Source organism: Paracrocinitomix mangrovi (assembly GCF_019740355.2).
In the GTDB taxonomy this organism is placed as follows: domain Bacteria; phylum Bacteroidota; class Bacteroidia; order Flavobacteriales_D; family Crocinitomicaceae; genus Paracrocinitomix; species Paracrocinitomix mangrovi.
Window position 1 is genome coordinate 4,034,001 of record NZ_CP091819.1, and the last position, 14,198, is coordinate 4,048,198.

A 14,198-nucleotide genomic window follows, 5' to 3' on the forward strand; every position below is an offset into this window, starting at 1 on the left:
ATGGATTTAGAATTTGACAAAACAGAATTGGAATTGACCAAGGAATTGATCAATGTTGGTTTAGAAAAAGCGGCACAGTCTATGGCTTTTTTTACAAAAGATGAAGTGTCTATTCATAGCACAGATGTTCAAATTAAACCAATGTCATTTATTGGTAGATTATTGAGTAAAGAAGATAATCAAGAGCTAGCTATTTTATCCACAGAAATTATGGGTGAAGTAGGTGGAGTTTGTTACTTGATTTTTTCAGAAGAAGAGGTAAATAGAATCCTGGAAGTTAGTTTGCCGGAGTCGGTTAGGAATGATCCTGATAAATTGAAAGTAATGGGTGATGCCATTCTTTTAGAGATGGATAATATAATTGTTGCTTCGGTAGTTACGCAGCTTGCAAATGCATTAAACTATAAAATGTATGGCAATGTACCTGCAATTTCAAGAACACTTCCCAATGGCTTTATGCAGATTTTTTCATCAGCAAGAAACAGCACAAATTACTTTTTGTACTTCAAATCAGAATTTAAAACTAAAGGTCTGGATATTAACCCTGATTTTATTTGGCTTTTAGATGATAATTATTTGGAAGGGGTAAAGAACGTGATTGTTCAAAACAATGACATTATTGAAAAAATTAGAAAAGCAAAGAATCAATAATGACTACGGCAGAAAAAATGATATCTGATGAGGAATTAGATTCCTTGACTACCGCTATTAAGCAGAGGTACGGAATTGATTTTACAAATTATGAGCGTAAATCGTTGAAGAGAGGTTTTTCAAGGCTTGTAATGAGAAATCAATGGGATTCCATCCTGCCCTTGTGGTCTAAGATAATGTCAGATAGAGATTTTTTTACCGGATGCATTGATGAATTAACGGTTAATCTTACTGAACTATTCAGAAATCCAGAGATATGGATTAAAATGAAAGAGGAGATTTTACCTCAATACAGTTTAAAAAGTAGTTTAAAAATGTGGCATGCAGGCTGCTCATCAGGTGAAGAAGTTTACACTATGGCCATTGTTCTAAAAAGCTTAAACATGCTTAGAAGAACACAAACATTGGGAACGGACTTGAGCGCAACAATTCTCGAGCAAGCTAAGGAAGCTAAATACTCTAATGTTCTGATGAATAAATATTTAACCTCTTTCTCCAAATTTTTACCAAATGGAGATTTAAAACAAAGTTTTGAGTTTGGAGAAAAGTACGCAGTTGTTAAACCTGATCTGAAAAGACATGTTACTTACGAAAGACACAATCTGGTTCAGGATAAAATGGATCAAACTTTTGATATGATATTTTGTCGAAATGTGATGATCTATTTTGATGATGGTTTAAAAATGAAAGTGCTGAAACTATTTCATGAGTCTTTGGCAGATGACGGCTACTTTGTAATAGGATATTATGATATGCTACCACCTGAAAGCAAAGAGCTTTTTAAGGTATACGATTCCAAAACAAGAATTTACAAAAAGGTATTATGATAGAGAACGGACATGCTAAAATATTGATTGTTGAAGACGAACAAATCATTGGAATGCATCTCTCAAGAGTTGTAAAAAATCTTGGATATGATGTTATAGGTCTGGAAAACTCTGGAGAAGCAGCTATTCAAAAGTTTAATGAAAAAATGCCAGACATGATGTTGGTGGATATCGGTTTAAAAGGGAAGATGACAGGCATTGATTTAGTGAAAAAGATTAAGGAAACAGAAGATCTACCCGTAATATTTCTTAGCTCTTCAACTGATGATGATCAAATTCATGAGGCAGAGAATACATTTCCTAGCGCATATATCCAAAAACCTTTTGACGAAAAACAATTGGCAACAACTTTGAAAATCTCTTTAAGCAGATTTCAAAAACAAAAAGAAGAGTTTAATAAGTTGGTTAAAGATGTTGAGACTAAAGAAATTAACATCAAAGAACTTTCAGAAACTAATGCACATTTAATAACTGCAACCTGGAGAGAAAGGGAATTAAAAAATGAGCTTCAAAAGACAAAAGAAATAATTGAGGTACAAAACAAAAAAATTCTTGACAGTATCAACTATGCTAAAAGAATTCAAAGTTGTACTGCACCATCTGAGAATTTGATGGATGAATGTCTTAAAAACTACTTCTTATTCTATAAACCAAAAGATGTTGTAAGTGGTGATTTTCCTTGGTTGTATGATAGAGGTGAATATATCTATTATGCAGCTGTAGATTGTACAGGTCACGGAGTGCCGGGTGCAATGATGTCAATGATTGGAAATCTATTGTTGAATGATGTAGTAAACAACGAACTCAAAATGAAAACTCCGGCTGAAATGCTTGCCGAACTTCACAGTGGTGTTGTAAAGACATTAAAGCAAGATGACCCGGATAATAAGGCCGCAGATGGGATGGATATTGCCCTATGCAGATTAAAAAGAGATCGTTCTGAACTAATGTTCTCTGGGGCACATTTACCGCTTTATCTTTTAAGAGGTGAAGAGTTAATTGAGTATAAAGGAAGCAGGTTCCCGGTAGGAGGAGTTCAATATCGCAATAGAAACAAATACAATGATCACATAGTGGATGTAAAGCCGGGAGATAAAGTATTTGTCTTTTCGGATGGAATGATTGATCAGTTGGGAGGACCAGAAAATAGAAAGTTAATGTCAACTGGTTTAAAAGAATTTATCATTGAGAATGCTAAAACACCAATAGCTGAATTAGGAAAAAAAGCGGAGGAGAAATTTTATAGTTGGATGGGTGATAACAAGCAAATTGATGATGTGATATTATTTGGAATAGAAATTTAATTTGAATATGCAGTTCGTTCTTGAATTACAAAAATTGATGGTAAAGAACAATTACCTCATAGCTATTAGAGACAATTTTGAGAATCTTTTAGCTAAGTCAGTATTAAAAATAACTGATACAAAAATCAGTGAAGATGAGGTAGAAATTCAGGTTAAAAACAGAGTTTTTAGTGTCATTGTTGAATGCGTTCAAAACGTGTGTTCTTCAGAGACTAACAATTATGAAGATAGAGATTCTGTCCTTTTGATGAATAGAATAGAGAACGGATTTCAAATAGCAGCAGGAACCAAAGTGAATGAACAAAGAAAAGAGCGATTAAAAAACCTGCTAGACCAATTACAGTCAAAAGAACTGAATGAGATTAAGAAAGATAAGTTAAGCATAATGGGAAACAGAGAAGTTTTAACCAGTGAAATGCAGGATGAGTTAACATTTATGGAAATCTATATCAGATCAAACAGAAATGTGAACTTCTATTTTGAAGATGGTGAAGACGGAACATTTTTAATGCTAAAAATTGATATAACAAATTAGGAAAATGAGTATTTCACTGAATTCTTTTAAGGAAGTGCATTCTATCATGAATGCTGAAAATGCGGTACTAGTTTATACTGGAGATTTTGATCAAGAGATTATTAAATCAATGCTGAAATACACAGAGGATAAACTTGAATCTTCCGGTATTGATGAAATGATAAAAAGAAAAATTTTCAACGTAATGGTGGAAATGTTACAAAACATAACCAAACATCAATACGCAGATTTTGATGCTGAAACTAAACCCATTTTCCTGATAATGGAAGAAGATGAAGATTTCTATTTGATCACAGGAAATCTCTGTAAAAAAGAGACAATTGAAGGCCTGAAATCAAAAATAGATAAGGTGAATAGCATGGATAGTGCTGAAGCACTTAAAGCATATTACAAGGAGGCAAGATTAGCTTCAAGAATTTCTGAAGTAGGAGGAGCAGGCCTTGGATTTATTGATATGGCAAGAAAAACCGGGAATAAATTGGAGTACAATTTTATGGATATCAACTCCGGCACTTATGAATATTTCATTTTAAAAACAATTATAAATAAAAACGCATAGTTATGGAAAGGTTAATTATTGAAGCTACTGAGGATACACCATCAATAGATTTTGATCCGGGTACAAACAACCTGAAGATTAGTGGAAGATCACTTCCAGAAGACGTTACAAAATTCTATCAACCAGTATTGGATTGGTTAGATGAGCTAGAAGCAAGTTCTGGAAATGATTGCACTTTGCATGTTGGTCTTGAGTACTTTAATACTGCATCATCAAAATTGATTTTGGACATTCTTATGAAGTTGGAAGATATCCATATGGATGGAAACAACACAATTAAAGTGATCTGGTCTCATGATGCAAGAGACGTTGACATGCAAGAAGCAGCTGAAGAGTATTCTGAACTGGTTGAAGTTCCGTTTGAAGTTGTCGCAGTTTAAAATAACAAATCAAAACTTAAAAAATGAGTGAAGAAATTCTCAAAGCATTAATGCAATTATTTGCCATCATCTCTAAACAAGAGGACGGTGGTAATAAGAACCATGACGAGTTCGTAAAAGAATTTTTGCTGTCTCAAATATCAATTGATCGTTTTGATACCTATTTTGATCAATACGTAGATTACAAAAATCAGCAGCAAACTACTACTGGCGGTGTAACCTCAGTAAAAGATTCAGTGAGGACTTTGTCAATATGCAAGAGAATTAATAAAACACTTTCTCAAAAACAAAAATCAGTCGTTTTAGTGCGTATTTGTGAGTTCATCTACGTATCCGAAAATGATTCAGGATTGAGGTTAGAAATTGTTGAAACTATTGGTAAAATCTTCAAAATTGACAAGGATGAATTTGCCAGAATCATTGAGTTTTCAGCAGCAAATACCTTAGAAGATATTAAAGGAAATAAGGATATTCAAATCCATTTAGATCCCGCACATCATGCTCAGGTTAATACGGATGAAGTTTTTGTAAAAGAAGGTATTCAGAATATATTATTCTTCTGCTACATTGAATCTGCAAATTTGATTTTATTTAGATTTTGGGGTGAAGAAAGTATTCATTTAAATGGATTACAGGTAAAGCCTATTAAAATCCACATCCTTACTGATGGAGCAACCATAAGAACTAACAAAGGATCAGTTTTCTTTAATGAAGTTTTAAATAATTTCAGAGCCAAGGGTGATATTAAAGAAGTTGTATTTAATGCCAGTATCCCGACCCATACTTGGAAAGGTGGTAAAGTAGCGCTAAAAGATATTGAAGTTATTGAAAGGTCGGGTACTCTTTTTGGTATTATGGGTGGATCCGGAGCTGGAAAAACTACCATGCTAAATATCCTATCGGGTCAATTAAAATCTCCTGAAGCAGATATCAAACTTAATGGTCATGATATCACTACAGAAGAGGCTAGATCAAATATTGGATATATCCCTCAGGATGATCTTTTAATGGAAGAATTGACGGTTTACCAAAACTTGTATTACAATGCAAAACTAATTAATGGTAAATGGAGTGAGGAAGAGATAGAAGAGAGAATAATGAAGGTGCTGTCAGATTTAGGTTTGGCAGAAATAAAGGATATTAAGGTTGGAAATGCACTCAATAAAAAGATCAGTGGAGGGCAAAGAAAGAGGCTAAACATTGCCTTAGAATTGATACGTGAGCCACTTGTCTTGTTCGTTGATGAACCAACTTCAGGATTGTCCTCAAAGGATTCTGAAAATGTGATGGATCTCCTGAAATTATTATCCCATTCAGGTAAAATTATTTTTGTTGTAATCCATCAGCCATCTAGTGAAATTTTCAAACTCTTTGACAAATTAATGATCTTGGATTTGGGAGGATTACCGGTTTACTATGGAAATCCAATTGAATCAGTTATTTATTTCAAAACCCTAACCAACCAAATTAACCAAGAAAAAGGGGAGTGTGAGGTATGCGGAAATGTAAATCCTGAACAAATTTTTGACACGCTTGAAGATAAAGAGGTTGATGAGTTTGGTAACTACACCGAACACAGAAAAATTACACCTATAAAGTGGAATGAGTTTTACAGAGATAAAATTGCAATTGATGAAAGTCCAAAACAATTGAAAGTTGAGTCTCTTGATAAAATTGGTACTCCATCATTGTTGAAACAGTTCAAGGTGTTTTTTACCAGAGATTTTTTATCCAGAATTAGTGATAAACAATATTTATTAATAGCCTTACTTGAGGCACCGGTTTTAGCATTTGTACTGAGTTTTGTCATTAGAAGTGCTTCAGTCAATTCAGAGACTTATGCCTTTGGTTTAAATCAAAATATTCCGGCATATATCTTTATGTTAGTAATAGTTGCACTCTTTGTAGGTTTAACGATTAGTGCGGAAGAAATTTTTAAAGATCAAAAGATTTTAAAGAGAGAGCAGTTTCTGAGGCTATCAAGATTGAGTTATTTAGGATCAAAAACTATCTATCTAATACTTCTTTCTGCTTTACAGTCATTTTTACTGGTTCTTGTAGGAAATTTAGTTTTAGAAATTCATGAAAATTTTCTAGTCTATTGGTTGATTATTTTCTCTGTTTTTGTATTTGGAAACATCACAGGATTAATACTTTCTTCAAGCTTTAAATCAATAGTTACCATCTACATTGTTATTCCGCTTATTATAATTCCCCAAATGATTTTAGGTGGGGCAATGTTCAAGTTTGTTAACCTTAATAAAATTATAGGAGGAGGATATAGAGTTCCTGTTATTTCCAGGTTGATGATATCAAATTGGGCTTATGAAAGCATCATGGTGGCACAGTTCACTGATAATGCTTACCAAAAAGAGTTCTATGAATATGATCAGCTATTGAGTGATTACACGTACAGAACGGCTTATTTATATCCTTATTTGGAAGATTTGTTGAATGAGCAATCGGAAAATGGTGATTCAGAAACTAGTGTTTGTTCTGCTACCGTTTTAAACACTTTAAATTTTGAGATCAAAAGATCAGGAATTGAAGGTGATCAGCAGCTAAATTTCAGTGATAATAGTATTGAACAAGCATATGCTATTGTAGAGTTTTTAACCGATTACTATAAAGACAAATACAATAACATAATTCGACTCAAAGATGAAAAAATCAGGGAGTTACAGCAATCTTATAGTAAGGAGGTATTACTTAATATGAGAAATCAGTCATTCAATAATGATGTGGCAGAGATTACTCAAAATACATTAACTGAAAACAGATACTTTGTTGAAGATGATTTTGTTTATCAAAATTATGATCACGTTTTCATGAGAGATCATTTACATCCTGATTATCCTGGAAAAGGAAATTTCATGTACGAAAATTACAAATCAGTTTTTGGAAAATCGGTAAGCGCATTTTGGTTCAATATGTCAGTAATATGGCTATTTAATATTGGCCTTTTTGTGATGCTTTATTTTAATGTCTTAAAAAAATTAATGTCTTTAATTTAAATTATATGAAAAGAAAAATAAACCTAATTGGTGTAGTATTTACCTCCCTATTAATTGCTTCAATGCAATCATGTGGAGGAGGTGAAGGTGAAAATTCCTTGGAAAAGGAGATGATGGAACCGGACGAAACTTCAAATGAAATTAGCGAAGAAGAAATCTTTAATCTCATAGAAACATTTCCAACTCCAATAGAAATGGCAATGGTCATAAAAAATGCAGATTATGACTTCTCGGCTGATATTCTTTTGCCGGCGGATAGTGTTGAAAGATTTTCAACGAGCTATGAGAAGGCTACTGCTATGGGAGCTTACGGAGCAGATATGGGGTATCTGAATATCTATAACAAAGTACATATTGTACCGGACTACCTTAAAATTACTAGAAGTTTAGCCAAAGACCTTGACCTTGATAGCTTCTTTGATTTTCATACCATGCTAGAAATGGCGGAGAATGTTGACAACATAGATTCTTTGATACAGATGTCAACCGAAAGTTTCAATGATATGGAAGCGCATCTTAGGGAACAAGGTCGTGATGAAATTTCACTTTTAATAGTTTTTGGAACATGGCTAGAAGGTGCATATGTTATTGCAGAAATGGCAGACAGATCTAAGGATCCTGAAATGATGAACAGAGTTGCTGAACAAAAGAACTTTGTCATTGAATTGAACAGGATTTTTAAATCTTCTTCAGATAGCTACTTCCAAGAATTGGCAACAAACATGAAACCTTTGGTGGATTTGTATGAAAATGTTGAAATCGAGGAAATTTTAAAGGAACCTACTATTGAAGAGGTAGATGGATCAGTAATTATCATTGATAATAGTGAAACAATTATTCATGCTGAGGATGGAGTGATTGAAAAAATCATTCAAGGAACCAAAAAAATAAGAAACACCCTGTTAAAATAGTTGAGTTATGAAAAGAAAGATAGGAATAATAGGGACTTTAATGATATCATTTTTTGTATTCACCTCATTACTTCCGGGTCCTGGGAAGTGTACAGGTGACGAAGAATATACAAAAGCAATGAAAGCTATTGGAAATTTTAGATTAATTAAAGATTATAGAGTTTCCCTAAAAAAAGGTGAAAAAATCACTTTAAACATTTCATTAACTGCCGGATTGAAGTATAAATTTTATACAGAAGATAATCCTGAAAATACTTCAAAAATGATAATGACGATTTATATGAAGCCAAATGAACAAATTAAATTGGCTTCAACTCAAAGTAATTCGTCAAAAAAGCATTTCCCGGCAATAGAATTTGAATGTGGAAGATCAGGAACTTATTACTTAGTAATCAATTTTGAAGGTGATGATAAAGGATGTGGTGTAGGTATGTTCACTGTAGCCAAATAATGATCTGAAAAATGGAAAAAGAGATATCTCTATCACAGATTTCAAAGCTCAATGAGGCCGTTTCAAATGCCTATGGATTTGACTTCACCAATTATGCCATGTCTTCTTTTAAAAGGAGAGTTACTAGATATATGGCGGTGGAAAAAATTCCGGGTGTTCATGAACTTATTGAAAAAGTAGTAAGTAATAAACGGTTCTTTGATCACTTTTTAACTGAAATTACAGTTAATACAACTGAAATGTTTAGAGATCCAACTATGTGGATTACCCTCAGAGATGAGGTAATCCCTTCTTTATTATACAAAAAACAGGTTCGTGTTTGGCATGTTGGCTGTTCATCTGGAGAAGAGGTATATTCTTTAGTTATACTTTTAGAAGAGTTAGGAGTAAGATCCAAATTTTCAGTAGTAGCAACAGATATTAATGAAGAAGTTATTGAAGTTGCAAAAAACGGTCTTTATCCCGCAAGAAACCTAGATACTAATCATTCTAATTACTTAAAATCAGGTGGGAATTCAACCTTTTCGAATTATTATAAGACCACCGGTGATGGTTTAAAAGTACAGATGAATAGTGATCTTATTTCTAATGTTAAGTTCTATAAACACAACTTGATAATAGATAAGGATTTTGGAAAATTTGACCTGATTTTATGTAGAAATGTCTTGATTTACTTTGACAAATTCCTCCAGGATAAAGTATTTCAACTTATGTTGAACAGTCTGAATCCTTTGGGCTATTTAATATTGGGTTCCAAGGAATCAATGGTTTGGAGTACTACATATGATAAATACAACACCATAAGCGATAAATCAAAAGTTTTCAGATTGAAAGAGGTGTGAAATGAAAAATCACATTAAGTGTATAGTAATAGGAGGGTCTGCCGGGAGTTTCACGGTTATGATGGAAATTCTACAGAATTTGCCTAAAGATTTTTCATTACCTATTTTGATTTGTATGCACAGAATGAAACATGGAAAGGAAGGGTTTGCAAATGCACTTAATTTAAAGTCAAATTTAAACCTGGTGGAACCGTATGATAAAGAAAAGATCAAAAAAAACAGTGTTTTTTTAGCACCTGCTAACTATCATATGTGTGTAGAGATGGATAAAACTATTTCTCTATCAACAGAAGAAGATTATAATTATTCCAGGCCGGCAATTGATCTGTTATTTAAATCGGCATCATATGTCTATAAAAAGCATTTATTAGGAATTATTTTATCAGGCGCTAATCATGATGGAGCTATAGGATTAAAGTGTGTGAAGGATTGTGGAGGTATGACCATAATTCAAAGTATTAGTGAAAGTCAAGTTCCTACAATGCCAAAGTCTGCTAAGAAAAAAACACAAATTGATTTTGAGTTAAATACAAGGCAAATAACTGAGTTTTTAATTCAAATCCACAAGACAAAGCAAATTCAATTGGTGAGTTAAATAAAAGCAATTATGGAAACATTAAAGAATATTGCAACAGTTGCTGATAAAGAATATTTAAAGTTTGTTCATGAACTTCATAAAGTTCTTTTAAAGAAAGATATAATTCTTGTATACGAAGGAGAAGTAGATCAATCGATCACTAAAGCATTTACAAGTTTAGTTGAAAGACATTTATCAGGAACCGATCAATCTTTTACACTAAAGAAAAGAGTTTATCATGTAATCGTTGAATGTCTGCAGAACATTTGCAAGCACTCTGATAATATGCTTACAGGTGAGTCATTGTCTCCGGGAGAAGGTGTTTTTGTTGTGGCCAGAGATGAAGAAAATTACCTTGTAATTTCAGGTAACGCAGTTTATAAGGATAGAATGGAAGATCTTATTGAACAAATAAACTATATAAATAGTCTTGATTTACCTGAATTAAAAAAATACTACAAGGTCCAGTTAAAGGAGAGCAGATTGTCGCAAAAAGCAGGTGCTGGTTTAGGTCTAATAGATATTGCGAAAAAAACGGAGAGGAAAATTCAGTTCATTGTAGAGCCAGTGAATGATCAAGTTGACTTTTTTATAATGAAACTAACCATTCCTCTCTCAATTGGAGACAATTCATCTAATGATTAAACTATTACTGATATTAATTTTTGTACTATCAATTAGTTTGGTAGTTGTACTGGTAATTCTATTTCAAAAGAACAAGAAAACCAATTCTAAAGAATCAAATTACCAGGAGAATTTGAGTGAACTGAAATCTGCTTATAGTGAAGTAGATGAAAAAGTAACTGATTTTGAATCAAGTGTATTGTATGCCAAAAGAATGGTTGATGCAATTTTTAAAATAGGAGATTTAGTAGAGTTTGATGGCCTGGAGTATTTTCTGATGTATAGACCTAAAGACATTATAAGTGGAGATTTTGTTTGGCATAACTCTACATATGATAGACATTATTTTGTTGTAGCAGATTGCACAGGGCATGGTGTTCCCGGTGCTTTTATGAGTATAGTTTCACATAATTTACTCAATCAGGCGGTAAAGGAATATGGTTATTCAAAACCTTCAGAAATTCTTGAGTTTGTCAATAAGAGACATTATGAACTTTTTAATGAAAACTCAAATTCTAGTATTCAAGATGGGATGGATTTAGCTATCTGTATTATAGATACTGATGCAGAAATTGTTGAGTATTCAGGAGCAATGAGACCTCTCTACTTATTACGAGAAAATGGTGAATTAGAGAGAATAACTGGAGATAAAATGTCAATTGGAGAATCAGGATATCAAAATAAAGAAAAGTTTACTGATCACGTAGTTGATTTCTCATCTGGAGATTCACTTTTCTTGACGTCTGATGGATTTGTAGATCAATTCGGAGGTCCTGACGGAAAAAAATACAAAAGCTCCAGATTTAAAGAATTGCTAATCAGTTTTCAAGGTAAATCTGCCAAAGAACAACATGAACTTCTTGAAAATGAATTTCAAAATTGGATAGGTGATCAAGAACAAATAGATGACGTAACAGTATTAGGCATCAAATGCGTCTACTAAAGGAGATTCAATTTGCTTAGTATTTCCTAGTTCCTTGTAGTTATTGGACTGAATTAATTGTTCTAAAATATTTTCAATAGAATCATCTGAAGATGTTTCAAAGTGAATTTTACGGTCGTTTACCTGTTTGCTTCCACTTTCAATATCAAAATCAACTATAATTTCTCTAACAATAAACTCTTTTTTATTATTACTGTTTGTAGTAACAAACACTTTTTTTATGTGAGTTTCTTTAGTATTTGTTTCATTGTCTTTAACGATAACAGTGCGTACCTTGGTGGTCGAATTTTTATCCATGAACCCTAAATGTTCATACTTGTTATCAATTGATATAGTGGTGAAGCGATCGTCTTTTTTTATTTGAATATTTTTCACCTGTTCTTCAGGTTTTCCAATATCAGTAGAATCATTTGCTAATGCTATTTCCATTCCTGGATGGGGTTCAATAAGTGCATTAGACGTATAGCTTATTATATCTTTCATATTAAGGTTTTAGGCAAATTATGAAAGTTTGATACGGCATTTTTAATGCTCTTTATATTCTTATTCAGGACAGATTGTTTAAAAGCATGAATTTTCCCATAAAAAAAAAGCACTGCCCAACTGGGAAGTGCTTTCTTCGTGACCTCGGCAGGATTCAAACCTGCAACCGCCTGAGCCGTAATCAGGTATTCTATTCAGTTGAACTACGAGGCCAATACTTTATTTTAAATCGATCGTTATCGTTTATTTTTTAATTTGGAGCCAAACCCTTTCAGGTATTCTATTCTCCCGATAGCTATCGGGATGAACTACGAGGCCAATTTGTTGCCACAAAAGTACAACCATTTTTTTATATTCATTAGTAATCTCACTAACGAATTTCATTGATATAAAAAAAATAAAAAAAAATCGCTTGTTTTAAAGCCTTGATTTTACTATATTCTAGATAGTTTTAAAAGGTTTTCATTTTTGATTTGTGACTTAAAATCGAAACCTAGAAAATATTGATTTCGTACTAATCCTTCAAACCAGATTACCCATGGAAACTAAAGTAGTATTCGTTGAAAGACGACGCATTAAAGACGTACGTCTAAAAATTATCCAGTACCTGATTCAGCATGGTGCATTTCCTGATAGTATTCAATTTTCTCCGCAACAAGTGGCTTTTAGATATAGCGAAGAAATTAAGAAAGATGATAGGGGATGGTGTGATGAATTAAATCAGGTTTTTAAAGGTGACATTGACTTTTTGTCTAAGTATTCTGAAAGATTTTAATTGGGCTTTGTAACCTTTTTATTTTCTGCACAGTAAAAGCGAATAACAACAAACCAACACATCATGAAAGTTTTAACATTCGCAGTTGCTATTTGCAGCTCGGTTCTATTGAGCAGTTTTACGCTTAATAATGATCCGGTAAAAGAAAATGATTACACTAACATTGTTTCTTCAAAGTCAGAAGTTAAACACTGTATCCAATTATGTTCTTATTCTTCGTCAGTACCAATCTCGGTGGCAGAGAAGTTGATGAAACTAGGAAACGTTACATCTTTAAAGTCAGAAGAAGGTTCAATTTATGTTACTGCTCCTTATCACAATGAGCAAGAAGCCTTAAATGCATTACCTAAAATGAAGGAATTAGGTTTTGAGCAAGCTGAGGCAGTTGTTCTTGTAGAAGATCAGTTATTGACTTTGGATGATTATCACGCTATTGAGCAGGAGAATAAAAAGTCTAATGCCGATAAAAAATATCGTGTAATCAGAATTTGGAAGTAAAATCACTTTAACTGTCTTTATGAAAACTCCTTTATTAATAGCTTTGCTATGTCTTGGGAGTAGTTGTTTTACCCAAGTGGATACAACAATGATGAAAACACTAAAAATAGGAGATGCAACCGTGCAGATTTTAAAAGAGTACGGCAATGTAAATGATTCTATTCTTTTTATCAATGTTCATGAAGATGAAACTACAAGTATTGAAACGGTATATGAATACGCTAAAATTTCTCCGGTTCATTTTGTCAGATTAAAACACAAAGAGACAAGAAGGATTGATTTTAACCTCAGAAATAAAGCATATTCAATTGATCCTAACAGGATCTTTACAAAAAAAGGTCGCCGTAAAACCTTGAGGGATGGAGGCAAGTTTTCTTTTAAAGCTGCTAAATCTGTAAAAGTGTTTGCTGATAGTTTACTCCTTCATCTAAATGATGTGACAGTTGTTATTGCAATGCATAACAATACGGATGTAAATTATTCAATAAAAAGTTACTTACCTGGTGGAGATGAGGCTAAAAATACAGATCAGGTTTATGTCAACCCTGAAATGGATCCAGATGATTTTATCTATACAACAGAATTGGATTTTTATCTGAAATTAAAGGATAAAAATATCAATGTAATTCTTCAAGATAATAAGCGTTTTGTCAATGATGGTTCATTATCTGTATACTGCGGTGTTAATGGGATTCCGTACATTAATATCGAAGCTCAAAAAGGTCATTTTGAAGAACAATTAGAGCTTATCAAAGCTGTGCTTTCAATTTTGTGATACCATTCGTCGAAATTTTATCGTAGTTTAGGGTATTAATTTACACCTT

Annotated in this window: 17 protein-coding genes and 1 tRNA gene; 16 read left to right on the top strand and 2 right to left on the bottom strand. The window is 32.8% G+C overall.

Annotated elements, in window-relative coordinates; translation table 11 throughout:
* From K6119_RS17930 to K6119_RS17990, 13 genes are read left to right on the top strand one after another with little or no spacing between them, the layout of a single operon-like run.
* Nucleotides 1-651 carry a chemotaxis protein CheC gene (locus tag K6119_RS17930; RefSeq protein WP_221834905.1) on the top strand — a complete coding sequence of 217 codons (651 nt, stop codon included), beginning with the start codon at nucleotides 1-3 and terminating at the stop codon, nucleotides 649-651.
* Entirely contained in the window at nucleotides 651-1,478 is an 828-nt protein-coding gene (locus tag K6119_RS17935; protein WP_221834904.1) for a CheR family methyltransferase, read from the top strand. Before K6119_RS17930 ends, K6119_RS17935 begins: the two co-directional genes overlap by 1 nt.
* Nucleotides 1,475-2,782 carry a response regulator gene (locus K6119_RS17940; protein ID WP_221834903.1) on the top strand — a complete coding sequence of 436 codons (1,308 nt, stop codon included), beginning with the start codon at nucleotides 1,475-1,477 and terminating at the stop codon, nucleotides 2,780-2,782. Before K6119_RS17935 ends, K6119_RS17940 begins: the two co-directional genes overlap by 4 nt.
* Nucleotides 2,783-2,789: 7 nt before the next feature.
* Nucleotides 2,790-3,317: a DUF6272 family protein gene (locus K6119_RS17945; RefSeq protein ID WP_221834902.1), complete on the top strand. Its 528-nt coding sequence runs from the start codon at nucleotides 2,790-2,792 to the stop codon at nucleotides 3,315-3,317.
* Between the two features lie 4 nt (nucleotides 3,318-3,321).
* A complete protein-coding gene (locus tag K6119_RS17950) occupies nucleotides 3,322-3,876 on the top strand; it encodes a SiaB family protein kinase (RefSeq protein ID WP_221834901.1) in 555 nt (184 codons plus the stop codon).
* A gap of 2 nt (nucleotides 3,877-3,878) precedes the next feature.
* Nucleotides 3,879-4,256: a DUF1987 domain-containing protein gene (locus K6119_RS17955; protein ID WP_221834900.1), complete on the top strand. Its 378-nt coding sequence runs from the start codon at nucleotides 3,879-3,881 to the stop codon at nucleotides 4,254-4,256.
* Between the two features lie 23 nt (nucleotides 4,257-4,279).
* Nucleotides 4,280-7,270 carry an ATP-binding cassette domain-containing protein gene (locus K6119_RS17960; protein WP_221834899.1) on the top strand — a complete coding sequence of 997 codons (2,991 nt, stop codon included), beginning with the start codon at nucleotides 4,280-4,282 and terminating at the stop codon, nucleotides 7,268-7,270.
* Nucleotides 7,271-7,275: 5 nt separating this feature from the next.
* Nucleotides 7,276-8,181 carry a hypothetical protein gene (locus K6119_RS17965; RefSeq protein ID WP_221834898.1) on the top strand — a complete coding sequence of 302 codons (906 nt, stop codon included), beginning with the start codon at nucleotides 7,276-7,278 and terminating at the stop codon, nucleotides 8,179-8,181.
* A gap of 7 nt (nucleotides 8,182-8,188) precedes the next feature.
* Nucleotides 8,189-8,632, top strand: a complete 444-nt coding sequence (locus K6119_RS17970) for a hypothetical protein (RefSeq protein WP_221834897.1) — start codon at nucleotides 8,189-8,191, stop codon at nucleotides 8,630-8,632.
* An 11-nt stretch (nucleotides 8,633-8,643) separates the two neighbouring features.
* The gene (locus K6119_RS17975) at nucleotides 8,644-9,474 is read left to right on the top strand and encodes a CheR family methyltransferase (RefSeq protein WP_221834896.1); all 831 of its coding nucleotides are present in this window, start codon (nucleotides 8,644-8,646) and stop codon (nucleotides 9,472-9,474) included.
* 1 nt (nucleotide 9,475) lies between these two features.
* Nucleotides 9,476-10,069 carry a chemotaxis protein CheB gene (locus K6119_RS17980; protein WP_221834895.1) on the top strand — a complete coding sequence of 198 codons (594 nt, stop codon included), beginning with the start codon at nucleotides 9,476-9,478 and terminating at the stop codon, nucleotides 10,067-10,069.
* A 12-nt stretch (nucleotides 10,070-10,081) separates the two neighbouring features.
* A complete protein-coding gene (locus K6119_RS17985) occupies nucleotides 10,082-10,696 on the top strand; it encodes a SiaB family protein kinase (RefSeq protein ID WP_221834894.1) in 615 nt (204 codons plus the stop codon).
* Nucleotides 10,689-11,618 carry a PP2C family protein-serine/threonine phosphatase gene (locus K6119_RS17990; protein ID WP_221834893.1) on the top strand — a complete coding sequence of 310 codons (930 nt, stop codon included), beginning with the start codon at nucleotides 10,689-10,691 and terminating at the stop codon, nucleotides 11,616-11,618. Before K6119_RS17985 ends, K6119_RS17990 begins: the two co-directional genes overlap by 8 nt.
* Here K6119_RS17990 and K6119_RS17995 read toward each other — a convergent pair.
* Together K6119_RS17995 and K6119_RS18000 are read right to left on the bottom strand one after the other, a co-directional pair.
* Entirely contained in the window at nucleotides 11,595-12,101 is a 507-nt protein-coding gene (locus K6119_RS17995) for a hypothetical protein (protein WP_221834892.1), read from the bottom strand. The genes K6119_RS17990 and K6119_RS17995 overlap by 24 nt on opposite strands.
* Before the next feature lie 139 nt (nucleotides 12,102-12,240).
* Nucleotides 12,241-12,314: transfer RNA gene (locus tag K6119_RS18000), tRNA-Arg, on the bottom strand.
* A gap of 325 nt (nucleotides 12,315-12,639) precedes the next feature.
* On the opposite strand from K6119_RS18000, the gene K6119_RS18005 reads away from it, so the two are divergent.
* From K6119_RS18005 to K6119_RS18015, 3 genes are all read left to right on the top strand, one after another.
* Nucleotides 12,640-12,876, top strand: coding sequence for a hypothetical protein (locus K6119_RS18005; protein ID WP_221834891.1), 237 nt, complete (start codon nucleotides 12,640-12,642; stop codon nucleotides 12,874-12,876).
* A 63-nt stretch (nucleotides 12,877-12,939) separates the two neighbouring features.
* Nucleotides 12,940-13,374 carry a hypothetical protein gene (locus tag K6119_RS18010; RefSeq protein ID WP_221834890.1) on the top strand — a complete coding sequence of 145 codons (435 nt, stop codon included), beginning with the start codon at nucleotides 12,940-12,942 and terminating at the stop codon, nucleotides 13,372-13,374.
* Between the two features lie 88 nt (nucleotides 13,375-13,462).
* Complete coding sequence (locus K6119_RS18015) at nucleotides 13,463-14,149, top strand: hypothetical protein (RefSeq protein WP_221834889.1); 687 nt, start codon at nucleotides 13,463-13,465, stop codon at nucleotides 14,147-14,149.
* The last annotated feature ends 49 nt before the right edge of the window (nucleotides 14,150-14,198 follow it).